Annotated in this window: 21 protein-coding genes; 10 read left to right on the top strand and 11 right to left on the bottom strand. The window is 72.5% G+C overall.

Translation table 11 applies throughout. The features are described 5' to 3' along the window. Window positions 1–17: 17 nt before the first annotated feature. The 4 genes from ABZ642_RS22095 to ABZ642_RS22110 form a co-directional block, all read right to left on the bottom strand. Entirely contained in the window at window positions 18–2,885 is a 2,868-nt protein-coding gene (locus ABZ642_RS22095) for an AAA family ATPase (protein WP_360486543.1), read from the bottom strand. A 136-nt stretch (window positions 2,886–3,021) separates the two neighbouring features. Continuing rightward, complete coding sequence (locus tag ABZ642_RS22100) at window positions 3,022–3,375, bottom strand: UBP-type zinc finger domain-containing protein (RefSeq protein WP_360486546.1); 354 nt, start codon at window positions 3,373–3,375, stop codon at window positions 3,022–3,024. Next, window positions 3,372–4,850: an ATP-binding protein gene (locus tag ABZ642_RS22105; protein ID WP_360486549.1), complete on the bottom strand. Its 1,479-nt coding sequence runs from the start codon at window positions 4,848–4,850 to the stop codon at window positions 3,372–3,374. Before ABZ642_RS22105 ends, ABZ642_RS22100 begins: the two co-directional genes overlap by 4 nt. Continuing rightward, window positions 4,847–6,523: an FAD-dependent oxidoreductase gene (locus ABZ642_RS22110; RefSeq protein WP_360486552.1), complete on the bottom strand. Its 1,677-nt coding sequence runs from the start codon at window positions 6,521–6,523 to the stop codon at window positions 4,847–4,849. The genes ABZ642_RS22105 and ABZ642_RS22110 overlap by 4 nt, the downstream gene beginning before the upstream one ends. 183 nt (window positions 6,524–6,706) lie before the next feature. On the opposite strand from ABZ642_RS22110, the gene ABZ642_RS22115 reads away from it, so the two are divergent. Beyond that, window positions 6,707–7,576, top strand: coding sequence for a universal stress protein (locus ABZ642_RS22115; RefSeq protein ID WP_360486555.1), 870 nt, complete (start codon window positions 6,707–6,709; stop codon window positions 7,574–7,576). Window position 7,577: 1 nt separating this feature from the next. Here ABZ642_RS22115 and ABZ642_RS22120 read toward each other — a convergent pair whose 3' ends face one another. From ABZ642_RS22120 to ABZ642_RS22130, 3 genes are all read right to left on the bottom strand, one after another. Continuing rightward, on the bottom strand, window positions 7,578–8,813 hold the full coding sequence (locus ABZ642_RS22120) for a DUF4032 domain-containing protein (protein ID WP_360486558.1): 1,236 nt from the start codon (window positions 8,811–8,813) through the stop codon (window positions 7,578–7,580). 9 nt (window positions 8,814–8,822) lie between these two features. Continuing rightward, on the bottom strand, window positions 8,823–9,572 hold the full coding sequence (locus tag ABZ642_RS22125) for an MBL fold metallo-hydrolase (protein ID WP_360486561.1): 750 nt from the start codon (window positions 9,570–9,572) through the stop codon (window positions 8,823–8,825). 87 nt (window positions 9,573–9,659) lie between these two features. Then, a complete protein-coding gene (locus ABZ642_RS22130) occupies window positions 9,660–10,286 on the bottom strand; it encodes an alpha-ketoglutarate-dependent dioxygenase AlkB (protein ID WP_360486568.1) in 627 nt (208 codons plus the stop codon). Between the two features lie 120 nt (window positions 10,287–10,406). Between ABZ642_RS22130 and ABZ642_RS22135 the strand changes: the two genes are divergently transcribed. Both ABZ642_RS22135 and ABZ642_RS22140 read left to right on the top strand, forming a co-directional pair. Beyond that, the gene (locus ABZ642_RS22135) at window positions 10,407–11,033 is read left to right on the top strand and encodes a TetR/AcrR family transcriptional regulator (protein WP_360486571.1); all 627 of its coding nucleotides are present in this window, start codon (window positions 10,407–10,409) and stop codon (window positions 11,031–11,033) included. Between the two features lie 17 nt (window positions 11,034–11,050). After that, the gene (locus tag ABZ642_RS22140; RefSeq protein ID WP_360486575.1) at window positions 11,051–12,724 is read left to right on the top strand and encodes an FAD-binding dehydrogenase; all 1,674 of its coding nucleotides are present in this window, start codon (window positions 11,051–11,053) and stop codon (window positions 12,722–12,724) included. Here ABZ642_RS22140 and ABZ642_RS22145 read toward each other — a convergent pair. Beyond that, window positions 12,721–13,068, bottom strand: coding sequence for a DUF488 family protein (locus tag ABZ642_RS22145; RefSeq protein WP_360486578.1), 348 nt, complete (start codon window positions 13,066–13,068; stop codon window positions 12,721–12,723). The genes ABZ642_RS22140 and ABZ642_RS22145 overlap by 4 nt on opposite strands. Window positions 13,069–13,235: 167 nt before the next feature. On the opposite strand from ABZ642_RS22145, the gene ABZ642_RS22150 reads away from it, so the two are divergent. From ABZ642_RS22150 to ABZ642_RS22165, 4 genes are all read left to right on the top strand, one after another. Then, entirely contained in the window at window positions 13,236–14,639 is a 1,404-nt protein-coding gene (locus ABZ642_RS22150) for a M1 family metallopeptidase (RefSeq protein ID WP_360486581.1), read from the top strand. A 147-nt stretch (window positions 14,640–14,786) separates the two neighbouring features. Continuing rightward, on the top strand, window positions 14,787–15,527 hold the full coding sequence (locus ABZ642_RS22155) for a L,D-transpeptidase family protein (RefSeq protein WP_360486584.1): 741 nt from the start codon (window positions 14,787–14,789) through the stop codon (window positions 15,525–15,527). A gap of 31 nt (window positions 15,528–15,558) precedes the next feature. Continuing rightward, window positions 15,559–16,257, top strand: a complete 699-nt coding sequence (locus ABZ642_RS22160) for a response regulator transcription factor (protein ID WP_360486587.1) — start codon at window positions 15,559–15,561, stop codon at window positions 16,255–16,257. After that, a complete protein-coding gene (locus ABZ642_RS22165) occupies window positions 16,254–18,122 on the top strand; it encodes a HAMP domain-containing sensor histidine kinase (protein WP_360486590.1) in 1,869 nt (622 codons plus the stop codon). Before ABZ642_RS22160 ends, ABZ642_RS22165 begins: the two co-directional genes overlap by 4 nt. Here ABZ642_RS22165 and ABZ642_RS22170 read toward each other — a convergent pair. Beyond that, window positions 18,115–18,369, bottom strand: a complete 255-nt coding sequence (locus ABZ642_RS22170) for a WhiB family transcriptional regulator (protein WP_360486593.1) — start codon at window positions 18,367–18,369, stop codon at window positions 18,115–18,117. The genes ABZ642_RS22165 and ABZ642_RS22170 overlap by 8 nt on opposite strands. Before the next feature lie 111 nt (window positions 18,370–18,480). After that, a complete protein-coding gene (locus ABZ642_RS22175; RefSeq protein WP_360486596.1) occupies window positions 18,481–19,695 on the bottom strand; it encodes a saccharopine dehydrogenase C-terminal domain-containing protein in 1,215 nt (404 codons plus the stop codon). Window positions 19,696–19,843: 148 nt separating this feature from the next. Between ABZ642_RS22175 and ABZ642_RS22180 the strand changes: the two genes are divergently transcribed. Beyond that, complete coding sequence (locus ABZ642_RS22180) at window positions 19,844–20,572, top strand: TetR/AcrR family transcriptional regulator (RefSeq protein WP_360486599.1); 729 nt, start codon at window positions 19,844–19,846, stop codon at window positions 20,570–20,572. Between the two features lie 51 nt (window positions 20,573–20,623). Here ABZ642_RS22180 and ABZ642_RS22185 read toward each other — a convergent pair whose 3' ends face one another. Then, entirely contained in the window at window positions 20,624–21,508 is an 885-nt protein-coding gene (locus tag ABZ642_RS22185; RefSeq protein WP_360486602.1) for a LysR family transcriptional regulator ArgP, read from the bottom strand. An 86-nt stretch (window positions 21,509–21,594) separates the two neighbouring features. Here ABZ642_RS22185 and ABZ642_RS22190 point away from each other — a divergent pair, with 86 nt between their 5' ends. Continuing rightward, window positions 21,595–22,212, top strand: coding sequence for a LysE family transporter (locus ABZ642_RS22190; protein WP_360486605.1), 618 nt, complete (start codon window positions 21,595–21,597; stop codon window positions 22,210–22,212). A 128-nt stretch (window positions 22,213–22,340) separates the two neighbouring features. Further along, a complete protein-coding gene (locus ABZ642_RS22195; protein ID WP_360486608.1) occupies window positions 22,341–23,651 on the top strand; it encodes an MFS transporter in 1,311 nt (436 codons plus the stop codon).

Raw genomic sequence — 23,651 nt, forward strand, 5'->3', positions numbered from 1 at the left:
CCCGTGTACCGCCCTGATCACCCCTGGGCCGTCGGCTCCGGGGTGATCAGGCCCTCGCGATAGGCGATCGCCACCGCCTCCGTACGGCTCGCCGCGCCCACCTTGGCGAGGATGTTGGAGACATGGACGCTCGCCGTCTTGCCGGTGATGAACAGTTCCTCGCCGATCTGCCGGTTGCTGCGGCCGAGCGCCAGCAGCCGCAGCACCTCCCGTTCACGGGCGGTGAGCGGGGAGACCCGGACCGTGGCGGCCCGGCCGGGGAGCGCGTCCAGCCGCTCCAGCAACGCCACGGCCCGCAGCGCCACGGCCGTCTCCCGCGCCGCCCGCGCCTGCTCGTCGGCCTCCGCATGCCGGCCGTCGACGGACAGGGCCTCGGCGTACCGGAGCCGGACCCGGGCCAGCTCGTAGACATCGGCGTGCGCGAACGCGGCCACCGCCCTCCCCCAGGCCGTCGCGTCCGGCCCGGACACCGCACGGGTCCACTCCGCCTCCGCGCGCGCCAGCCAGGCCTGCCCCTCCGGACCCTGCCGGGCGGCCGAGACCCGGGCCGACTCCACCAGCTCGCCGGCGAGGTCCGTCCAGCGGCCCTCGCCCCCGGTGCCCCGCACCTCGGCCGCCCGGTCCGCGACCGCCGCCAGTGCCAGTGCCGCCAGCCGGACCGTCACGTCCGCGGGCCGCCCCGACTCGTCGGTCAGCGCCGCGACCGAGTCCCGCATCAGCGCCACCGCCTCCTCCGGATCACCGCGCAGTGCCGCCGCGTCGGTGAGCACGATGCCCCCGACGAGCCGGCCCATCCAGTCGAAGGGCTCCCCGAGTAGGGCCCGGCCCCGCTCCACGACATCCGGCTCGCCGCGGCCCAGCGCCACGTACAGGGCGGGGCCGCCGGCAAAGCCGGGCGCCGGGCCGGCGTCGGCCGAGCTCACGCACTCGTCCCAGTGCCCGAGCGTGTACAGCACGAGCAGCCGCAGATACCGCATCTCCGAGGCGTACAGCGAGGACACCAGCCCCGAGCGCCGGGCCCGGTCGAGTCCCTCGTCGATCCACGGCAGGCACTCCTGGAACTCGCCCGCCTCGAAGCACCCGATGGCCAGGGCGAACAGCGCCCGTATCTCCACCGGCGCGTCCCCGGCCGACCGGGCCAGCTCGCGGGCCTCCCGGAGCCGTGCCTGCCCCTCCAGGCTGCGGAGGCCGCCGCCTTCGAGGCGGGCCAGGGAGATCAGCAGGTCCGCGCGGGCCGCGGTGGCGCCGATCCGCTCGGCGACCTCCAGGGCCTGCCGGGCCACCCGCAGCGCGGTGGCGTCGTCGCCGATCTGGCGGGCCGCCATCACATGGGTGGCCGCCGCCCACACCCAGGTCCGCGAAGGCGGATCGGCGGGGATCATCGCGAGCGCCTCGCTGCTGTAGGCGAACGCGGCCGCGAGGTTGTCGACGGTCATCAGGTTCCCGGCGAGCGTGTAGCGCACCCGGGCGGCGAGTTCGGGATCCGCGTCCTGTCCGGTGCCGGCCAGCGCGGCCCGGGTCAGGGACACCGCCCGGTGCGCGTCACCGGCGTGCGCGGCAGCCGCCGAGGCCCGCAGCGTCAAGGTCACCCGGTCCAGCCCCTCACCCGTGGGCCGGGCCTCGCACGGCACGGCCGGCCACAGGTCCAGGGCCGTCTCCAGTTGCCGCAGCTCCTCCGCCGGGGCACCCACCCGGCGGGCGTGGTCGGCGGCCTCCAGGGACGCGGCCAGCGCCTCGGGCAGGTCGTGGCTCTCCCGGTAGTGGTGGGCGCGCTCGGCCGCCGTCGCCGCGCTGCTCCCGCCCGCCGCGAGCAGTCTCGCGAAGGTGCCGTGCAGCCGCGACCGCTGCCCCGGCAGCAGATCGGCGTAGACCGCCTCCCGTGCGAGAGCATGCCGGAAGGCGTACGTGTCCCCGTCACCCGGGACCAGCAGCTGCCGTCCGACCGCCTCCCGCAGCGCCGACTCCAGTTCCTCCTCCGGCAGCCCGACCGCGTCCCGCAGCAGGTCGTGCCCCACCCGGCGCCCGGCGACCGCGGCCGTACGCAGCACCCGTTGGGCCGTCTCCGGCAACTGCTCGACCCGGATCAGCAGCAGATCGGCGAGCCCGGTGGGTATCCCCGCCGCGTCGGCGGCGGCCACCAGCTCCTCCGTGTAGAAGGCGTTGCCCTCGGCCCGCTGGACGATGTCCCGCACGGCCACCTCCGACAGCGGGCGCTCCGTCAGGGCCCGCACCAGCCGTGTCACCTCGGTGTCGGCGAGCGGCCGGAGCTCAAGACGTTCCACGGCGGGGAGCCGCACCAACTCGGCGAGGAGCGGCCGCAACGGATGCCGGCGGTGCAGGTCGTCCGCACGATAGGAGGCCAGTACGGTCAGGCCCCGGGCGAGCCCGGCCCGGCTGAGCAGGAACCGCAGCAGGTCCCGGGAGGACTGGTCGGCCCAGTGCAGATCCTCCAGGACCAGCAGCAGTGGTGCGGTCGCGGCGAGGTCCGCGAACAGTCCGGCGACCCCCTCGTAGAGCCGCAGCCGGGCGTCCGCGACCCGGGCGGAGTCGGATCCGGCACCGAGCAGCCGCTCCACCACGGGATGCGCCGAGACGACCGCGGCGAACCGGGCATCGGCGGCCAGCACCCCGAGGATCTCGGTGAAGGGCAGATACGGCAGTCCCACATCACCGAGATCGACACAGTGCCCGACGACGACGGTGGTCCCGGCGGCTCCCGCGCGCTCGGCCACCTCGTCCAGCAGCCGGGTCTTCCCGACCCCGGCATCCCCGGCGACCAGCACGGCCTGCCCACCACCGTGCCGGGCACGCTCCAGTACCGCGGCAAGACGGGCCAGCTCATCGCCCCGGCCGATCAAAGGAGTGCTGAACGATCTCTGCGACACGCCCTCATCCTTGCAAGAAAGGCGAGGGCGGAAACCCCGGGGGCGCGGGGCTGTGCCGATATGCGGCTCGCGTGGGCGCGACAAGCCACGAACAACCCGCAGTCGCCCTCACCACCGAACCCGCCCCCCCAGGCGCTCAACCCCGCAGAACCTGCGCCCAGTTCTCCGGCACCCGCTCCGCAGGACCCGGCACGGACTGGTCCGCGGGATGGCACTCCGGCGGCGCCAACTCCGGTCCCGCCTCGAACACTTCCTCCGTCTCGTAGTTCCAGAACCATCCCTCGTCCGGCTCGTAGCTACGAATGATCGGATGCCCCGTGTCGTGGAAGTGCGCCGTCGCGTGCTTGGCGGGGGAGTCGTCACAACACCCTATGTGCCCGCACTGCGCGCACCGCCGCAGATGGAACCACCAACCCCCCGCTTTGTCGCACTCCACGCACCCGGCACCGCTCGGCGGAACGTTCGGGTCGATCGCGGTGTCGCCACTCATACCGTCTCCTCAGATGATCGGGGCGCCTCTGCCTCGGGCGCTTGGGCGGTCAGCGGAAGCAGTACCTGGAACCGGGTGTCCCCGGGCACCGACTCCACCCGCATGGTGCCGTGATGCTTGTTCACGACGATCCGCCACGAGATGTCCAGACCGAGACCCGTGCCCTGCCCCACGGGCTTCGTCGTGAAGAAGGGGTCGAAGATCCGGTCCTTGATCTCCGGCGCGATCCCGGTCCCGGTGTCCCGGAACTCGACCAGCAGGTGCTCGTGGTCGAGCGCGGTCCGCACGGTCAGCGTGCCCTGTCCGACGCCGTCACCGTCCCTCATCGCGCACACCGCGTTGTCGACGAGGTTGGTCCACACCTGGTTGAGCTCGGCAGGGTAGGCGGGGACCGGCGGGAGCGTACGGTCGTACTCCTTGACCACCCGGATGTCCTGCCCGATCTTGGCGGACAGCATCAGCAGGGTGCTGTCGAGGAGTTCGTGCACGTCCACGACCCGGTACGGCGCCCGGTCCAGCTGGCTGTACTGCTTGGCCGCGTCGACGAGGTTCGAGATCCGGGTGGTGGAGTCGTCGATCTCGTTCATCAACAGCTCGGTCTCGATGGTGTAGTTGAGCCAGCCGACCGCGTTCGGGAAGATCTCCTCGTCCACGGCCGCCTCGACCTGCTCCAGCCAGTCGACGTCGAGTCCGGCCTGTACGAAGGTCGGAGCGAGCTGCCAGCCGTTGTCCAGGCCGTGGTCGTCGAGCCAGTCGGAGAGCGCGTCCTCGCGGTCGGTGGCCTCCAGCGGACTCATCGCCGGGACCTTGGCGACCCGTTCGGCGGTGCGCTCCTGGATCTCGATCAGACCAACCAACTGCTCCCGCGAGAACGGCCCTTCGGCGATCACCGCGAGCTTGTGCCGCATCTTCGCGATCCGCTCGCGCAGCGTGGCCGTGGCCCGGACCGCCGCCGCGGCCGGGTTGTTGAGTTCGTGGGTGAGCCCGGCGGACAACGAGCCGAGCGCCAGCAGCCGTTCGCGCTGCCCGATCGCCGCCTGGGTGTTCTTCGAACCGAAGAACAGGCCCTCCAGCAGATGCACGGCCATCGGGAACCACTCGCGCATGATGTCCGCGAAGGTGTCCGCCGGCAGCACGAAGAACCGCGTCGGCTCGGTCACCCGCATCGAGTTGTTGTACCCCTGCCGCACCCGGTCCCCCAGGTACGCCTGCATGGCACCCGCGTACACCCCGGCCTGCGAGGTCCGGGTGACCTCGACGTCGTCCCCGCCGACCTGCCGGGAGAGCACCACGGTGCCCTCGATCATCACGTAGAAGCAGGTGGCCGGGTCACCCTCGGTGTAGACCGGACCGGGCTCGAACCGCTCCACCCGGCCCGCGGCGCACAGCCGCGCCAGCTGCTCCGGCTGCAGCTTCTCGAAGAGGAAGAGCGCGCCGATCTCCTTCGGGCTGCACGGACACAGCTGCCCGCTCATGACTGCTCCAGATAACGGTGGACGAGCATCACGGCCATGGCTCCTTCTCCGACGGCGGACGCGACACGCTTGGCGGACTCGGCACGGGCGTCGCCCGCCACGAACACTCCGGGCACGCTGGTCTCCAGGTGGTACGGCGGCCGGTCCAGCTCCCAGGCCGTCGGCGGCCGTCCGTCGGCCGTCAGGTCGGGGCCGGCCAGGATGAACCCGCGCCCGTCGCGCAGCACGGTGTCGCCGAGCCAGTCGGTCAGCGGGGCCGCGCCGATGAACACGAACATCCACTGCGCCTCGACCGACTCGGTCTCGCCGCTCACCGAGTGACGGAGCGTCAGCCGCTCCAGCCGGTCGGACCCGTGCGCGGAGGCGACCACCGTGTGGCTGCGCACCGAGATGTTCGGGGCCTCGTTGATCTGCTGGATCAGGTAGTACGACATCGAGGCCGCCAGGTCGGCGCCGCGCACCAGCAGCGTCACGGACTTGGCGAACCGGGACAGGTACATGGCCGCCTGGCCAGCCGAGTTGGCGCCGCCGACGATGTACACGTCGTGGCCCTGGCAGGAGGTGGCCTCGGTCAGCGCGGAGCCGTAGAACACCCCGCAGCCGGTCAGGCCGAGGCAGCCCTCGGCCTCCAACTGCCGGTACTGCACACCGGTCGCCAGGATCACACTGTGCGCGGCGATCGCCGAGCCGTCGGCGAACTGCACCACCCGGGCGGCCCCGTTGACCTCAAGTGCCGTGACCTCGCGGGCGGTCAGCACCTCCGCGCCGAACTTGGCGGCCTGCCGCCGGGCCCGGTCGGTGAGCTGAGCCCCCGACACCCCGTCCGGGAAGCCGAGGTAGTTCTCGATCCGGGAGCTCTGCCCGGCCTGCCCGCCGGTCGCCGCGCGCTCCACGAGCACGGTCCGCAGACCCTCCGACGCCCCGTACACCGCCGCGCCGAGCCCGGCCGGGCCGCCGCCGATGACCACCAGGTCGTAGAAGTCCGCCGTGGGCGTGGTCGCGAGCCCCACCCGCGCGGCCAGTTCGGGCGCCTCCGGCTCGATGAGGGGCGTGCCGTCCGGCGTGATCACCAGCGGCAGCCGCTGCCCGTCGGCCCCGGCGGCCGCCAACAGCCGCCGGCCCTCCGGCTCCTCGACCGAGTACCAGCGGTAGGGCACCTGGTTGCGGGCGAGGAACTCCCGCACGTCCGAGGACCGGGCCGACCAGCGGTGCCCGACGACCTTGGTGGCCGCCACCGGCTTGTACGCGCTGCACCGCCAGGCGTCCAGCAGGTCGTCCAGGACCGGGTACAGCTTCTCCTCGGGCGGATCCCAGGGCTTGAGCAGATAGTGGTCCAGATCGACGACGTTGATCGCGTCGATCGCCGCGTTGGTGTCCGCGTACGCGGTCAGCAGCACGCGCCGGGCGCCCGGGTACACGTCCAGGGCCTGTTCCAGGAACTCGATGCCGTTCATCTGCGGCATCCGGTAGTCGGCCAGGATCACCGCCACCAGGTCGCCGCGCAGCTTCAGCTCCCGCAGCGCGTCCAGCGCCGACTCCCCGGACTCCGCACGCACGATCCGATACGACGCGCCGTAACGGCGCCGCAGGTCCCGGGCGACGGCACGGGAGACCCCCGGGTCGTCGTCCACGGTCATGATGACGGTCCGTGCTGCGTCGGCAGCCTGTGCCATACGTCTCCCACCCCGAGCCGTTGGTTCTCGGCACGGCGGGCCCTCCTGGAGGAGCGCGGCCACCGCACCCGCCCATCGTATGTTCGATCGCCCGCCTTCGCTCTTGTACGCCGGTGCACAGCGGGCACCCGTCCGTGCGGAAGACTGATCACGCAGACGCGGAACCGACGAGGAGGCCGGTGCATGACACGCCCGATCACGGCAGGGGTCGACGGTACGGAGGAGAGCCTGGCGGCTCTGGACTGGGCGGCCCGGGAGGCGGTGCGCCGCGGTCTGCCGCTCCGGGTGGTGCACGCCTGGCGCCACGAGGAGCAGGAGGCGCTCGGCGGCGACCGGGAGACCCAGCACGGGTGGGTGAAGGACGGGGTGGCCGCGTCGGTGCGTGCCGTCACCGGGCGCTGTCCGGAGCTCGCGGTGAGCGTCGACGTCGTGGAGGGCGGGGCGGTCGAGGTACTGGTCGAGGCGGCCGCCGGGGCCGAGTTGCTGGCGCTGGGCTCGCGCGGTTACGGGCCGGTCGTCGGGTTCCTGCTGGGTTCGGTGGGCCAGCAGGTGATCGCCGGGGCCGCCCGACCGGTCGTCCTGGTGCGCGCCGGGGACCGGCCCGCGGCCGAGGCCGCCGGGCGGGAGGTCGTGGTGGGCCAGCAGGGCGGGGCGGAGGACAGCGCGGCCGTGCTGGAGTTCGCGTTCGAGACGGCCGCGGTCCGTGGCGCGACGGTCCGGGTGGTCCGGGCCTGGACCCTGCCCCCGGTCTTCGCCTACAGCCCGGGCTCGCTGAAGCTGCTGGACGAGACCGGCGGCCTGGAGCCCTACGAGCGGAAGGCCCTCGCCGAGGCGGTACGGCCGCTGCGGGAGCGGTTCCCGGACGTACCGGTCGCCGAGCACGTGGAGATGGGCAGCGCCGGCCAGGTGCTGCTCTCGGTGGCCGGCCGGGCTCAGCTGATGGTCGTCGGCCGGCGCGCCCACCGTACGGCGGTCGGCGCGCGCATCGGCTCGGTCGCGCACGGGGTGCTGCACCACGCCGACTGCCCGGTGGCCGTGGTGCCGCACGACTGACTCATTCGGGGGTGACCGGCTCCAGGGTCTCCCGCGCCTTGGGCAGCACGTTCTCGATGTAGGCCTCGACCGCGCTGTCCAGACCTATGTCGTGCTGTGCCCGCTCGGACAGGTACCAGCGGTGTTCGAGCAGCTCGTGGTAGATCTCGGCCGGGTCCATGGAGCCGCGCAGCTCCAGCGGCACGGCCCGCACGGTGGGGCGGAAGACGTCCCGCACCCACCGGTGGGCCAGCACCTCGGGCCGGGCGGCGAGGGGGTCGCCGGGGGCGTAGTCGTCCTGGGTGGCCATCCAGCTCTCCAGGTCGTTCAGCAGCCGCCGGGCCTGGTTCTCCTCGGCGTCCAGGCCGGTCAGCCGGAGCAGCTGGCGCTGGTGGTGCCCGGCGTCGACGACCTTGGGCACGAAGGTGACGCTGTCGCCGTTGGAGGAGTGCTCGATCTGCATCTCGGCCACGTCGAAGCCCAGCTCGTTGAGCCGTCGGATCCGGCGCTCGATGTAGTGGTACTTGCCGGCCGGATACACCGAGGTACGGGTCAGCTCCTCCCACAGTTCGCCGTACCGGGTGCAGATCTCGAACCCGAACTCGATCGGGTCCAGCGACGGGTGCAGCGCCCCCGACGCCTCCAGGTCGAGCAGTTCGCCGCTGATGTTGACCCGGGCCAGGTCGAGGTCGTACTCCCGCTGCCCGTTGCTCAGCTGCGGATGCAGATCGCCGGTCTCGGCGTCCACCAGGTACGCCGCGTACGCGCCCGCGTCCCGCCGGAACAGCGTGTTGGAGAGCGAGCAGTCGCCCCAGGCGAACCCGGCCAGGTGCAGTCGTACGAGCAGCACGGCCAGGGCGTCCATGAGGCGGTGCATGGTGGCCGGCCGCATGGTCGTCTCGAACATCGAGCGGTACGGCATCGAGCCGCCGAGGTGCCGGGTGACCAGCACCGACTCCAGGGGGTCGCCCGCCGCGTCGATGCGGCCGGTGATCACCGCGAGCGGGTCGACCGCGGGGATGGCGAGCCGGTCCAGATCGCGCAGCAGCTCGTACTCGCGCAGGGCCGGGCGCTCCGCCAGCTCCTTCACGGCGATGACCTCGCTGCCGGCCCGGGCGTAGCGCACCACGTGCCGGGAGATACCGCGGGGGAGCGGCACGAGGTAGTCCTCGGGCCACTCCTCCAGCGGGACGTCCCAGGGGAGTTCGAGCAGGAGCGCGGGGTGCTCCGGGTTGGTGGCGCTGATCTGCAATGCCATGGCCCGACCTTAGACGGCGCGTTCGCGGGCCTGCCGGGCGGCCGCCGCGACGGATCCCCGGTGCACGGGCCCGTGCCCGGGCAGCAGCACGTCGCCGTCGAGCGTCTCGATGACGCCGAGCGACTCCACCGCCCGGGAACGCTCGTGGTGGAACATGTCGGGCAGCAGCTGCGGACCGGTCAGGCGCGCGGTGCGGTGGCCGCTGACCAGGGCGTCGCCGGAGATCACGATTCCGGCGTCGGGCAGGTGGTAGACGGTGTGCCCGTCGGTGTGGCCGGGGGTGTGCACCGGGACGGGCCGGCCCGGCAGGTCGAGCGGGCCGTCGGCGACCGGGAACGCCTCGGGCGCGATCACCGGGTGCTGCTCGGTGCCGCCGACCCGCAGGACGTGCACCAGCCACGGCACCACACCCGGCCGCCAGGCGTTCCTCAGCACCGCCCCCACCGAGACCTGCTGGAGGAACTCCCGCCGCGCGTGCGGCACTTCGGCCTCGTGCAGATAGACCGGGGTGCCGTGGGTGTCGCGCAGGTACTCGGCGGAGCCGAGGTGGTCGTTGTGCGCGTGGGTGATCAGGACGGCCGCGACCGCCTCCGGTGAACTGCCCACCTCCGCCAGGGAGTCGAGCAGCCCCGGCCGGTCGCCCGGGTAGCCGGTGTCCACCAGTGTGACGGCGTCACCGTCCTTGAGGATCACCCAGTTGGTGTGCTGTCCGTGCACCAGGTAGATGCCCTTGCCGACTTCGTGTACCTCTGCGCGCATGATCTCTCCGACGTTCCCGCAGCGTCCCGACCGAACCGGGGGACAGCCAACCAGATGGCGTGGGGTGGCTGCCGACGGGGACCCGGGTCAGCGCACCCCGTGTGGCCGGAACTGGACGCTGATGCGCGGACCGGCGGCCCGTGCGGTCTTCGGTACGCAGTGCTCCCAGGTCCGCTGGCAGGAGCCGCCCATCACGATCAGGTCGCCGTGGCCCAGCGGGCGCCGGACCGAAGGACCGCCGCGCAGCGGGCGCAGCAGCAGGTCGCGTGGCGCGCCCACGGAGAGGATCGCGACCATGGTGTCCTCCCGTGCGCCCCGGCCGATCCGGTCGCCGTGCCAGGCGACGCTGTCCCGGCCGTCGCGGTAGTAGCAGAGCCCCGCCGTGGTGAACGGCTCGCGCAGCTCGTCGGCGTAGTGCCGGGTGAGCGCCTCGCGGGCCTCGACGAGGACGGGGTGCGGGAGCGGGTCGCCCGCGCCGTAGAAGGAGAGCAGCCGCGGTACGTCCACGACGCTGTCGTACATCGTGCGGCGCTCGGCGTGCCAGGGGACGTCCGCCGCCAGCTGTTCGAACAGGGCGTCGGCGCCGCTCAGCCAGCCGGGCAGCACGTCGATCCAGGCGCCGGCGCCCAGCTCGGTCCGGCCGGCGCCGTCGAGGGAGCCGAGCCGCAGCTCGTCGGTCTGGTCGAACAGGGAGCCCTGGAGGTGCGTGGCCATGGAGCCAGCGTACTCCTTAATCGAAAATGTGTTCCCATTCGATCATGGCGAACCCAGTGCCGAGGTCTTTCGATACGTTCATGTATCGGATACGTTCGTGTATGGAACGGAGGTCGGGACATGGACGTCGACGGAGCGACGAAGCGGGTCACCCGGCGCCGGGTGCAGACCCGCGCCCGGCTGCTCGACGCCGCGTTCACCGTGTTCGCGGCCAAGGGCTTCGGGCGCGTCTCCATCGAGGAGGTCTGCGAGGCCGCCGGGTTCAGCCGGGGCGCGTTCTACTCCAACTTCGCCACCCTCGACGAGCTGTTCTTCGCCCTCTACCGGGACCGCGCCGACCTCATCGCCCGGCAGGTCGCCGACGCCCTTGCCCTGGACCGGCCGGACATGGACGTACCGGCCTCCGTGGACCGGGTCACCGACGTGCTGCTCCTCGACGTGGACTGGCTGCTGGTGAAGACCGACTTCCTGGTGCACGCCGCCCGGGACCCGGCCGTCGCCGAGGCGCTCCTCGACCACCGTGCCCGGCTGCGGCAGGCCATCGCCGACCGGCTCTTCCGGGCCCGCGGCCCCGCCCCGATCCCCGCGGTGCTCGGCGGGGTGGACGGCGCCGCGCACGCGGTGGTCGCCGCGTACGACGGCGTGACCACCCAACTGCTCCTCGACAAGGACATCGACCGGGCCCGCGCCTGGCTCAAGCAACTGCTCACCGCGCTGCTGACCGACGGCAGCACCCCCTTCGGATAAGAGAGGCAACGGTCGCCATGGACGCGGACGTCATCGTCGTCGGAGCGGGCCTCGCCGGCCTGGTCGCGGCGCACGAACTCACCAGCAAGGGCCGCCGGGTCGCCCTGGTCGACCAGGAGAACGCCGCCAACCTCGGCGGCCAGGCGTTCTGGTCCTTCGGCGGGCTCTTCCTCGTCGACTCGCCCGAGCAGCGCCGCCTCGGCATCAAGGACTCCCTCGACCTGGCCTGGAACGACTGGCAGGGCAGCGCCCGGTTCGACCGCGAGGACGACGAGGACTCCTGGGCGGTGCGCTGGGCGCGGGCCTATGTCGAGTTCGCGGCCGGGGAGAAGCGGCCCTGGCTGCAGAGCCACGGCATCAGCCTGCTGCCGACCGTCGGCTGGGCCGAGCGCGGCGACCTGCGCGCGACCGGGCACGGCAACTCCGTACCCCGCTTCCACATCGCCTGGGGCACCGGAACCGGCGTCGTCGAACCCTTCGCCGATTACGCCAAGCAGGCCGCCCGCGACGGACTGCTCACCTTCCACCACCGCCACCGGGTGGACGAACTCGTCATCGAGGACGGCGCGGCACGCGGTGTGCGCGGCACGGTCCTCGCCCCCGACGACTCGCCGCGCGGTGTCGCCTCCAACCGCGACCGGATCGGCGACTTCGAGCTCACCGCCCAGGCCGTCGTCGTCACCACCGGAGGCATCGGCGCCAACCACGACATCGTCCGCCGCTACTGGCCCGAGCGCCTCGGCACACCCCCCGCCGAGATGGTCACCGGCGTCCCCGCCTACGTGGACGGCCGCATGCTCGACATCAGCGCCGAGGCAGGCGTACGCCTGGTCAACCGCGACCGCATGTGGCACTACACCGAGGGCATCCAGAACTGGAACCCCGTGTGGCCCGGCCACGGCATCCGCATCCTGCCCGGCCCGTCCTCGATCTGGCTGGACGCCCTCGGCCGCCGGCTCCCCGACCCCTGCCTGCCGGGCTACGACACCCTCAGCACCCTCAAGTACCTGCGCACCACCGAGGACATCGCCGGACACGACCACTCCTGGTTCGTCCTCACCCGGAAGATCATCGAGAAGGAGTTCGCGCTCTCCGGCTCCGAGCAGAACCCCGACATCACCGCGAAGGACCGCAAGGCCGTGCTGCGCGACCGGCTGCTCGGCAAGGGCGCCCCGGGCCCGGTGCGGGCCTTCGTCGACAAGGGCGCGGACTTCGTGACCGCGAACTCCCTGGAGCAGCTCGTCGAGAAGATGAACGGGCTCACCGACAAGGCGCTCCTGGACGCGGCCGAGGTACGCCGCCAGATCGTCGCCCGCGACCTGCAGATCGGCAACTCCTACAGCAAGGACTCCCAGATCCAGGGCATCCACAACGCGCGCCGCTACATCGGCGACCGCCTCGGCCGGGTCGCCGCCCCGCACCGCATCCTCGACCCGGCCGCCGGACCGCTGATCGGCGTCAAGCTGCACGTCCTCACCCGCAAGACCCTCGGTGGCATCCAGACCGACCTGGACTCCCGCGCCCTGGGCGCCGACGGGCAGCCGATCGACGGGCTCTACGCGGCCGGTGAGGTGGCGGGCTTCGGCGGTGGCGGTGTGCACGGCTACAACGCGCTGGAGGGCACGTTCCTCGGCGGCTGCCTGTTCTCGGGCCGCGCGGCGGGCCGCGCGGCGGCCCGGCAGACGGCCTAGGCGGTGAGGAGCCGCGCCAGCACCGTGGCGTGGCTCTCGTCCGGGGACCTGGACGCGGTGAGCAGGGTCACCTGACCCTTGCTCGCCGACTCCCGCAGGCCGTCGAGGAGTTCGGCGGCCTCGGGAGCGTCCAGCTCCGCCTCGTAGCGGCGGGTGAACTCCTCGTACGACCCGCCGTCGTGGAACCACCGGCGCAGTTCGTTCGACGGCGTCAGCCCCTTGGGCCACTCGTCCACGTGGGCGTCCGCCTTCGACATCCCGCGCGGCCACAGCCGGTCCACCAGGACCCGCACACCGTCCTGCGGCTCGGGCGGTTCGTAGATCCTGCGGACGCGCACGCTCACGGTCGGGCACCTCTCGGCTCGGTGACGGTGTCGCGAGGGTACGCGGTGGGCCCGCGCCACCGGCTGCCGACGGGGCGCGGCTTGACCAGAATGAGGGGGAAACGCGGACACCCGCGCGCCTAGTCTGTGGGCCATTGATCATTGGCCACCCCCTCGAAGGAGCACATGTGCAGGGCGCAAGCAGACGTACCGCAGTCCTCCGCCGCGAGGCCGTCCTCGCCACCGTCCCGGTCGCCGTGGCGGCCCTGCTCGCCGCCGCCGGACCGGCCTCGGCGAGCACGATCGGCGCCGCGGGCGCGGGCGACCCCTACTTCCCGCTCAGCGGCAACGGCGGCTACCACGTCGGCCACTACGATCTGACGCTCCGCTACGACACCTCCTCCCGCCATCTCGACGGCAAGGCCGTCCTCACCGCCCGCGCCACCCAGAAGCTCACCCGCTTCGACCTCGACCTCAGCGGCCTGAAGGTCACCCGGGTGACGGTCGACGGCCGGACCGCCCGCTTCAGCCGCAGCGGACAGGAACTCGTCGTCACGCCCTCGCGCGCGCTCGCCAAGGGCCGGGAGTTCCGGATCGCCGTCACCTACAACGGCACCCCCAAGCAGGTCACCGACCCCGACGGCTCGCCGGACGGCTGGATCCGCACCGACGACGGCGCGTTCGTCGCCGGCGAGCCGCAGGGCGCCATGACCTGGTTCCCGGCGAACAGCCATCCCAGGGACAAGTCGTCCTACGACTTCACGATCACCGTCCCCAAGGGGCGCACGGCCGTCGCCAACGGCGTCCTTCTCGGGCAGCACACGTCCGGCGACCGCACGACCTTCCGGTGGCGGCAGACCGAGCCGATGGCCGCGTACCTCGCCACCGCCACGGTCGGCAAGTTCAAGGTGCAGCAGTACACCACCCGGGACGGGATCAAGGTGTACAACGCGGTCGACCCGCGCGAGGCGAGCGGGTCGGCGGCGGTGCTGAAGAAACTGCCGTCGGTGCTGGAGTGGGAGAGCAAGCTGTTCGGGCCGTATCCGTTCCGGTCCGCCGGGGCGATCGTCGACCACGCGCCGAACGTCGGGTACGCGCTGGAGACGCAGGGCCGGCCGATCTACGACTCCGCGCCCGACCTCGGCACGCTCGTGCACGAGAACGCCCACCAGTGGTTCGGCGACTCCGTCTCCCTCACCGCTTGGAAGGACATCTGGCTCAACGAGGGCTTCGCGACGTACGCCGAGTGGCTCTACAGCGAGCAGCACGGGGGCGACAGCGCGCAGAAGTCCTTCGACGCGCTGTACGCCAAGCCGGCGAGCAACGAGTTGTGGGCGTATCCGCCCGGGGATCCGGGGAGTGGCGCGAACATCTTCGGCACGCCGGTGTACGCGCGGGGTGCCATGGCGTTGCACGAGCTGCGGAAGGCGGTCGGGGATCCGGTGTTCTTCCGGATCCTGCGGGTGTGGGCGAGCGAGCACCGGTACGGGCACGGCACCACCGCGGAGTTCGTGAAGCTCGCGGAAGGGCAGTCGGGGCAGGATCTCGGTCCCTTGTTCCAGACGTGGTTGTACAAGAAGGGCAAACCGTAGCGGCTCGGGTGCGGGCCGGTGGGGGCTTGGCGCGCCCACGCGGCGGCAGCCGCAGATCGACTCAGCCCCGCGCCCCTTCGGGGCGCTTCAGTCAACGGGGATATGAAGCTGACGAGTTTCTTACAATTGTCGGCCAGAGTCGATCACATGATCCATCGCAGAACAGCTGTCGCCCTCCTCGCCTCCCCCCTCCTGCTCTCGGGGTGCGGGGGTGGCGCCGAGGCCGCGCCGAGTCGGTCGGACGACGACCGGCCGGCGCGGACGACGGCTGCCCCCACACCTGAGAGCAGCAGCCCGCAGCCCACCGGCATACCGGGGCTGGGGCCGCGGACCGCGGCCGCGATACCCGAGCGGGCCGAGCAGGTCGTCGTCGCCAGGGGGCGGGGCAAGGACTCGCCCGTCTCCACCGTCGTCCTGTACGAGCGCGACGACAGCGTCTGGCAGCCCGGCGCGAGTTGGCCCGCACACAACGGCAGGGACGGCTGGAGCGAGCACCACATGGCCGGGGACCTGCGCTCACCCGTCGGCGTGTACGGGCTCACCGACGCCGGGGGCCTGCTCGCCGACCCGGGGAGCGGGCTGCCGTACCACCAGGGGTACGGCTTCCACTCACCCGGCACCGGCTTCGAGGGCGAGCCGCTGGAAGGCTCCTTCGACTATGTCGTCGCCATCAACTACAACCGGCAGCCCGGCACTTCACCCCTCGACTGGACCCGCCCCATGGGCGCCGGGCGCGGCGGCGGCATCTGGCTGCACGTCGACCACGGCGGCCCGACACACGCCTGTGTCAGTGTCGCCAAGGCGCACATGAAGGAACTGCTGCGCACCCTGGACCCGGACCGGCACCCGGTCGTCGTCATGGGGCACGCCGACTGGCTCGCCCGCTAGCCCGCCGGCACACCGCTTAGGATCCGAACCTGTGTGCGCACATGTGCTGGTCGCCGAGGACGACGAGATGCAGGCCGAGCTGATCCGGCGCTCCCTGCTGGCCGAGGGCCATACCGCGACCGTGGTCCACGACGGCGCCGCCGCACTGGACGCGGCCCGGCGGCTCGGGCCCGACCTGGTCGTCCTCGACCTGATGCTCCCGGTGATCGACGGCTACGGCGTCTGCCGGGTGCTGCGCGGCGGCGACCCGGAGATCCCGGTGCTGATGCTCACGGCCCGGTCCGAGGAGGACGACGTGCTGCTCGGCCTGGAACTGGGCGCCGACGACTACATGACCAAGCCGTACTCTCCCCGAGAGCTGATGGCCCGGATCCGGACGGTGCTGCGGCGCAGCGGGCGGACCGCCGCGGTACGGGAGGAGCCGGCCGTGACCGCGGCCGGGATCAGTGTCGATCCGGTGCGGCACGAGGTGCGCTGCGACGGGGTGCCGGTGGAGGTGACCCCGGCCGAGTTCCAGATCCTGCTCGCCATGGCCGGGGAGCCGGACCGGGTGTTCACCCGGCGGCAGCTGCTCCAGTGCACCCGCGGCTTCGACCGGGCCTCCACCGAACGGGCCGTCGACGTCCATGTGATGAACCTGCGCCGGAAGATCGAGGCCGACCCCCGGCGTCCGGTGCGGCTGCTGACCGTGTTCGGCGTCGGCTACAAGCTGAGCGGCGGCCGACCGTGAGGGCCCGGATACCCTGGCGCAAACGGCTGCTGGTCCGGCTGTTGTTCGCCTCCGTGCTGATCGCCGCGTGCTCGGTGGCCGCCACCGCGTGGCTCGCGGTGACGACCACCACCAGCGCGCTGGAGGAGGAGCAGGGCCAGGACCTCGCGGCCGACAACAAGATCCTCGCCCAGCTCAGCGGGTACGCAGCGGACCACCCCGACTGGAGCGGGGTCCGGCACACGGTCCGCTCGCTGGCCGCGCAGACCGGCCGCAGGGTCGCGCTGACCACCGCCGACCGCACCCTGATCGCCGACTCGGCGGCACCGGGCACCGCACTGCCGCCCCGGCCGGCCGCCGCCATCGACCCGCTGCACACCGACACCTACACCGAGTCCGGCGCCCAGCTCAGCGGCATCGACCCGCGGGTGGTGGGCCCGTACCGGCTGTCGGCGAAGGAGCGCGGGGAACTGGACATGGTGGCCGAGAAGGAGCGGTACTGCTACAACTCCTACGGCGTCCGGACCACCGTCGCCCACACCCCGAGCGGGCGGCCCTACCTCGTCGACGACGACGGCACGGACGCCTCGAGCTTCCGCTCGATCGGCTGCGGCGGCCTGCTGGACGACTCCCTCACGATGCTGAAGAAGGGGAGCCTCGGCGCCACCCGCACCGAGGCGAAGGCCCTCGCCACGCTGACGGACCTGGTCCGCCCCTGCCTCCAGGGCAAGCACCTGGACCTCGCCGGACAGCTGTACCTCACCTACGACCAGACGGGACGCAACCCGGTCACCGGCGGCTTCCTCGTCACCGCCAGGAAGGCCGGGCGCGAGCAGGCACAGACGGACCAGATCGCGAAGAACTGCATCACCAGCGCCCGCCGCACCCAGCTCGAACCGTATGCCGCGCCGGCCGCCGAACTCTTCCTCGGCCTGGGCGACCAGACCGTGCCCCGGTTCGACATGTCCCGCACCAACAAGGCGAAGATCGTCGGCGCGGCCGGACTGGTCCTCGCCTTCACGGTCGCCGTCACCGCCGTGGTCGCCACCCGGCTCGTCCGGCCGCTGCGCGCGCTGACCGTCACCGTGCGCCAGCCGCCCGAACTGCATGCGCGGGCGCCGGTGCGGACCCGGGACGAGACCGGGCTGCTGGCCGAGGCGTTCAACGACCTCACCGAGCGCCGGGAGCGGCTGGAGGAGCAGCGCAAGGCGATGGTCAGCGACATCGCCCATGAACTGCGCAGCCCGCTCACCAACATCCGAGGCTGGCTGGAGGTCACCCGGGACGGCGTGGTCGACCCCGACCCGGCGCTCCTGGCCTCGCTGCACGAGGAGGCGCTGCTGCTCCAGCGGATCATCGACGACCTCCAGGACCTGGCGGCCGCCGATGCCGGCACCCTGCGCATGCACCGCGAACCGGTCCGCGCCGCCGACCTGTTCGACCAGGTCGCCGCCGCCCACCGGGTGGCCGCCGACGCGGCCGGGGTCACCCTGCTGACCGACGTCGAGGGCACGGCCTGGCTCGACGCCGACCCGGTGCGGATGCGGCAGGCGCTGGGCAACCTGGTCTCCAACGCGATCCGGCACACCCCCGCCGACGGAACGGTGACCCTGGCCGCCCGCCGGGCCGGCGACGAGGTCGTGCTCACCGTCACCGACACCGGCAAGGGCATCGCCCCCGACGACCTGCCGCACGTCTTCGAGCGCTTCTGGCGCGCGGAGAAGTCCCGCAGCCGCCGTACCGGGGGCAGTGGGCTCGGCTTGCCGATCGTGCGCCACCTGATCGCCGCCCATGACGGGACCGTCCAGGCCGCGAGCGAACCGGGCGAGGGCGCCGAGTTCACCCTGCGGCTGCCGGCCGCCGAAGCACCGGCCGACGTCAGCTGAACCGGCGTGCGGCCCGTTGTCGGCGCCGGGCCAGCAGCCGGCGCTCCGCCTCGGTCGTACCGCCCCAGACGCCGACGGTCTGCCCGGCGTCCATCGCCCAGTCCAGGCATGGTTCCTGGACCGGACAGCGCTCACAGACGGCCTTCGCGCGCCGTGTCTGGTGCAGCGAAGGCCCGGTGGTGCCGATCGGGAAGAAGAGGTCGGGGTCCTCCTCGCGGCACTCGGCGTGGTCTCGCCAGTCGTCCATCGAAGTCACCTGCGATCCAAGTCGATTCTGCCGTTTCGTGTGCGTACTCGGGTTCGGGTCACCGGAGTGGGCGCGTCCGAAACGGCCAAGTCCCCTGGAATTCGCGAGCGGTCACTGCTCGCGCAGCCCCCAGGGGGAGCCGTACTCGGTCAGCAGGTCGAGGAACGGGCGGGCCGGGAACGCCTCCGGGCCGAGGACGCCCGAGCCCGACCACGCACCGGTGGCCAGGAGTTCGAGGGCGACGACCGGGTTGAGGGCCGTCTGCCACACCACGGCCTGACAACCGTACTCCGCCATGGACCACTCGTTGTCGACCACGTGGTAGAGATACACCTCGCGTGGCTGTCCGTCCTTGACGCCGCGTACCCAGGTGCCCGCACAGGTCTTGCCGCGCATCCGGTCGCCCAGCGTCGCCGGGTCGGGCAGCGAGGCGGCGACCACGTCCCGCGGCGAGACCGCGACCGGGCCGTCGGCGCCGGGCACGGTCACCGGCGTGGTCCTGTCCAGCCCGAGCAGGTGCAGCGTCTTGAGCGTGTCGATGAACTCGCGGCCGAGCCCGTACTTGAAGGTGACCCGCCGTGCCTCCACCCAGCGGGGCACGAGCAGCACCTCCTCGTGCTCCACGTTGACGCACTCGACCGGCCCGATCCCCTCCGGGAAGTCGAACACCTCCGGCTCGCTGAAGGGGGCGGTGGTGAACCAGCCGCGCTCCTTCTCGTACACGACGGGCGGGTTGAGGCACTCCTCGATGGTGGTCCAGATGTTGAAGGAGGGCGCGAAGTCGTAACCGTCCACCGTCAGGTCCGCGCCGTCGCGGATGCCGATCTCCTCGATCTCGTCGAAGAGCTCGTCGGCCGCGTACCGCGCGAACACGTCGGAGAGGCCCGGCTCCACGCCCATCCCGACGAGCGCCAGCGCACCCGCCTTCGCCCACTCCTCGGCCAGGGCGAACTGCTCGTCGCCCAGCTTGACCCCGCACTCCTCGTACGGCCGTTCGGCGTGCGGCCGGGACAGCGACATCGCCATGTCGAGGTAGCCGGCGCCGGCCTGGCGGGCGGCCCGGAAGAGCGGCATCACAAAGCGCGGGTCGGTGGCGTTGAGCAGCACATCGCAGCCGTGCCGGGCCAGCAGGCCGGCCACGGCCGCCTCGTCACCGGCGTCGACCCGCTCGGCGAGGAACCGGGCGTCGCCGACGGCGGCCACGGCCGCCTCGGCGCGGGCCGGGTCGTAGTCGGCGACCACCATCACCTCGAAGAACGGGCGACGGGCCGCGATCCGGGTGACGGCGGTGCCCACACCACCGGCTCCCACGAGCAGTACGCGCATGGCGGAATCTCCTTCTCGAACAGTGTGCGAGGTCGAGTACGGGGGCGCCCGGCCGGAATCAAACGCCTGACCCTGTCGTAAGGTCAATGGCGTTGGCATAAGAACGTCGTCGGCGTGAGTCGGCGTGCGGACCCCAGGGGAGTGCCCGATGCCCAAACCGGTCGTACCGGAGGAGAAGCGCCGCCGCCGCCGGCCCACCCGTGGCGGCACGGTGCTGTCCGAGCGGCTGATCGTGGCGACCGCCCTGCGTCTGCTGCGCGAACACGGCAGTGCGGGCCTCACCGCCCGCCGCCTGGGCCTGGCCCTCGACTGCGACCCCAGCACCCTGTACCGCTACTTCCGGGGCATGGACGACCTGACCCTGGCGATCGGCGACGCGCTGATCGGACAGGCGCTGGCCGGCTGGGCGCCGACGGGGGAGTGGCGCACCGACCTGCGCACGATCGGCCTGCGCATCCACGCGGCGTACGTGGCCCATCCGCAGGCGGCCCTGCTGACGGCGAACCGGGTGACGGGCCGGGCGCAGGAGCTGGCGGCGGACGAGGCGATCCTGGACGTCCTGCGCACGGCGGGCTTCCCCCTGCCGGAGACGGTCCGCGTCTACCACGCCTTCATCGACCAGACCCTGGCCTTCGCCGCCCTGGACGCGGCGTCCCTGGCCCTGCCGCAGGACTCCCAGCGAGCGGACGAGGCCAAGTGGAACTCGACGTACGCCCAGCTCCCGCCCTCGACTCATCCCCGTATCGCCGAAGCGGCCCCGCTGCTGGCGAAAAGGATGGTGACCAGCGCATATCCGACGGCACTGGAGATGCTCCTGGCCAGTGCGGGGCCCCGTCAGGGGCGCGGGGCCGAGCCGATGGGCGGCTCCGACGCGTGAACGCGAACCGGCCCCCACGCACCCGCGCCCGCTCTCGTACGAGCTGATCCCCTACGGCTGGCGCAACGCACCACTCGCCGTCCTCACCACCGCCTCCGCCAGCGCCCCCAGAGCCGGCGAATCCAGCTTCCACTGCTGCCAGTGCAACGGCACGTCCGCCCACAGCTCCGGCCCCCCGAGCCGCACCAGCCGCCCGTTACCCAACCGCGGCTCCGCCTGCACCTCCGGCACCATCCCCCACCCGAGCCCGGCCGTCACCGAGTCCACGAACCCCTCCGAGGTGGGCACGTAGTGCCGTAGCGAACTCGCCCCGCCCCGCCCCAGCCGCCGTACGAACCCGTCCTGGAAGTCGTCCCGCCGGTCGAAGACGATCACCGGCGCCTCGGCGAGCACGTCCGGCAGCGGCCCGGTGAGATGCGCCGCCGCGAACTCCGGCGCGGCCACCGGCAGGTACCGCATCCGGCCCAGCGCCCGCACGGAGCAGCCCGGCACCGGGTCCGGCGACGAGGTCACCGCCGCCATCACCAGCCCCTCCCGCAGCAGCGTGGCCGTGTACTCCTCGTCCTCCCGGCGCAGTTCGACGAAGACGTGCCTCAGACCGGTCAGCGCCTCCAGGAACCACGTCGCCAGCGAGTCCGCGTTGACCGCGACCGGCACCCGGGTCGGCTCTCCGGCACCGCTCATGCCCAGCTCGCCGCGCGCGTCGCGTTCCAGCCGGGCCAGCTGCCGGGCGAACCGCACCAGCACCTCGCCCGACTCGGTCGGCCGCACCGGCTTGGTGCGCTGCAGCAGCACCCGTCCCGTCCGCTGTTCCAGCGCCTTCACCCGCTGGCTGACCGCCGACGGCGTCACGTGCAGGGCCGCGGCCGCCGCGTCGAACGTACCCTCGTCCACCACCGCCAGCAGCGTCCGCACCTGGTCGAGAGGAAGTTCCACCGTTCAGCTCCCGTCTGCAGCTGCGCTAAGGGTACGTAAGAATCTTTAGCTGTACCTACAGAGATCGCTTCCTTACCGTCGAGGACATGTCCAGCTCTTTCGCCGCCGCTGCCGCAGGTTTCGGCAGCGGCCTCTCGCTCATCGTCGCCATCGGCGCCCAGAACGCCTTCGTCCTGCGGCAGGGCGTCCGCCGGGACGCGGTCCTCGTCGTCGTCGCCATCTGCGCCCTGTCCGACGCGGCCCTCATCTCGCTCGGCGTCGGCGGGGTGGGCGCGCTGGTGGTGGCGTGGCCCGGCGCGGTGCGGGCGGTCGGTCTGGTCGGCGGCGCCTTCCTGCTCTGCTACGGCGTCCTGGCCGGCCGCCGGGTCCTGCGGCCCGGTACCGGCGGGCTGCGCGCCGGTGGCGAGGCGGCCGGTTCCCGGCGCCGGGCCGTTCTCACCTGCCTCGCCATGACCTGGCTGAACCCGCATGTCTACCTGGACACCGTGTTCCTGCTCGGCTCTCTCGCGGCCGACCGGGGCGACCTGCGCTGGACCTTCGGTCTCGGCGCCGCGCTGGCCAGTCTGTGCTGGTTCGCCGCGCTCGGCTTCGGTGCCCGGCAGCTCGGCCGCTACCTCGCCGAGCCGGCCGCCTGGCGGGTGCTGGACGGCCTGGTGGCCCTGACCATGATCGGACTCGGTCTGATGCTCCTGATGGGTGCCTGACGCCCCCGGCCCCCGGTGCGGCCGCATCCTGAGACAACCGGTTCGGCGGTCACAGAAGTTGCTGGGATAGTGATCCCACAACCGAAAGATGTAGCGAGCACCAAGAAGACCAGGACACCAGGATCTCCGTGGACACCAGCGAGAGCGGCACCCAGTCCGGCATACAGCCCCCCGAAGACTCCACGGCGCCCCCGCCCCCGCTCCGGCGGGGCTGGCGCCGCTGGGCGATGGACACCCGCCCGCTGGCCGTCCCGGCCTACCGCCGACTGTGGACCTCGACGATCGTCACCTCGGTCGGCAGCCAGCTCACCGCGGTGGCCGTGCCCAAGCAGATCTACGACATCACCGGGTCCTCGGCCTGGGTCGGCGCCGCGAGCCTCGCCGGACTGCTGCCGCTCATCGTGTTCGCGCTGTGGGGTGGCGCGGTAGCCGACGCGATGGACCGCCGCAAGCTGCTGCTGATCACCAACTGCGGTATCGCCGTCACCTCGCTGCTGTTCTGGCTCCAGGCCGTCACCGGAATCGAATCCGTGGCCGCGCTGATGGTCCTGCTCGCCATGCAGCAGGCGTTCTGGGGGCTGAACGCCCCGGCCCGTACCGCCTCCATCGCCCGGCTCGTCCCCGAGGGACAGCTGCCCGCCGCCAACGCCCTCGGATCGACGGTCATGCAGACCGGGCAGGTGATCGGCCCGTTGCTGGCCGGTGCCCTGATTCCGGTCATCGGCCTGCCCGAGCTGTATCTGATCGACGCGCTGGCGCTGTGCGTGACGGTGTGGGCCGTCTACCGGCTGCCCGCGCTGCCGCCGCTGGCGCGGGCGACGGCCCGCCGGGCCGGGGTGCGGGAGATCGTGGAGGGTTTCCGCTACATCTCGATGCACAAGGTGCTGCTGCTGTCGTTCCTGGCCGACATCATCGCGATGGTCCTCGGCATGCCCCGCGCCCTGTTCCCGCAGCTGGCCGCGGAGACCTACGGCTCCTACGGCGAAGGGCTGGCGCTCGGCCTGCTGTTCGCGGCGATCCCCGTCGGCGCCGTGCTCGGCGGGCTCTTCTCCGGCACCTTCTCGCGGGCCCGCCGGCACGGCTGGATGGTGATCGGCGCGGTCGTCGGCTGGGGAGCGGCCGTCGCCGGGTTCGGGCTCAGCCGCAACCTCTGGGTGGCGGTCGCCTTCCTCGCCGTCGCCGGGGTCGCCGACATGGTCTCGATGGTCTTCCGGGGCGCGATCCTGCTGTCCGCCGCGACCGACGAGATGCGCGGCCGGATGCAGGGGGTGTTCACGGTCGTGGTCGCGGGCGGGCCGCGGCTGGCCGACGTCCTGCACGGCACCATGGGTTCGGTGTTCGGGCCGCGCGCGGCCGTCACGGGCGGCGGACTGCTGGTCGTGGCCGTGATGCTGGCCCTGGCCGCCGCCGTGCCCGCCCTGCGCCGCTACCGCGTCTGA

Origin of the sequence: Streptomyces sp. NPDC007157 (assembly GCF_040634235.1) — a bacterium.
Classification (GTDB): Bacteria; Actinomycetota; Actinomycetes; order Streptomycetales; family Streptomycetaceae; genus Streptomyces.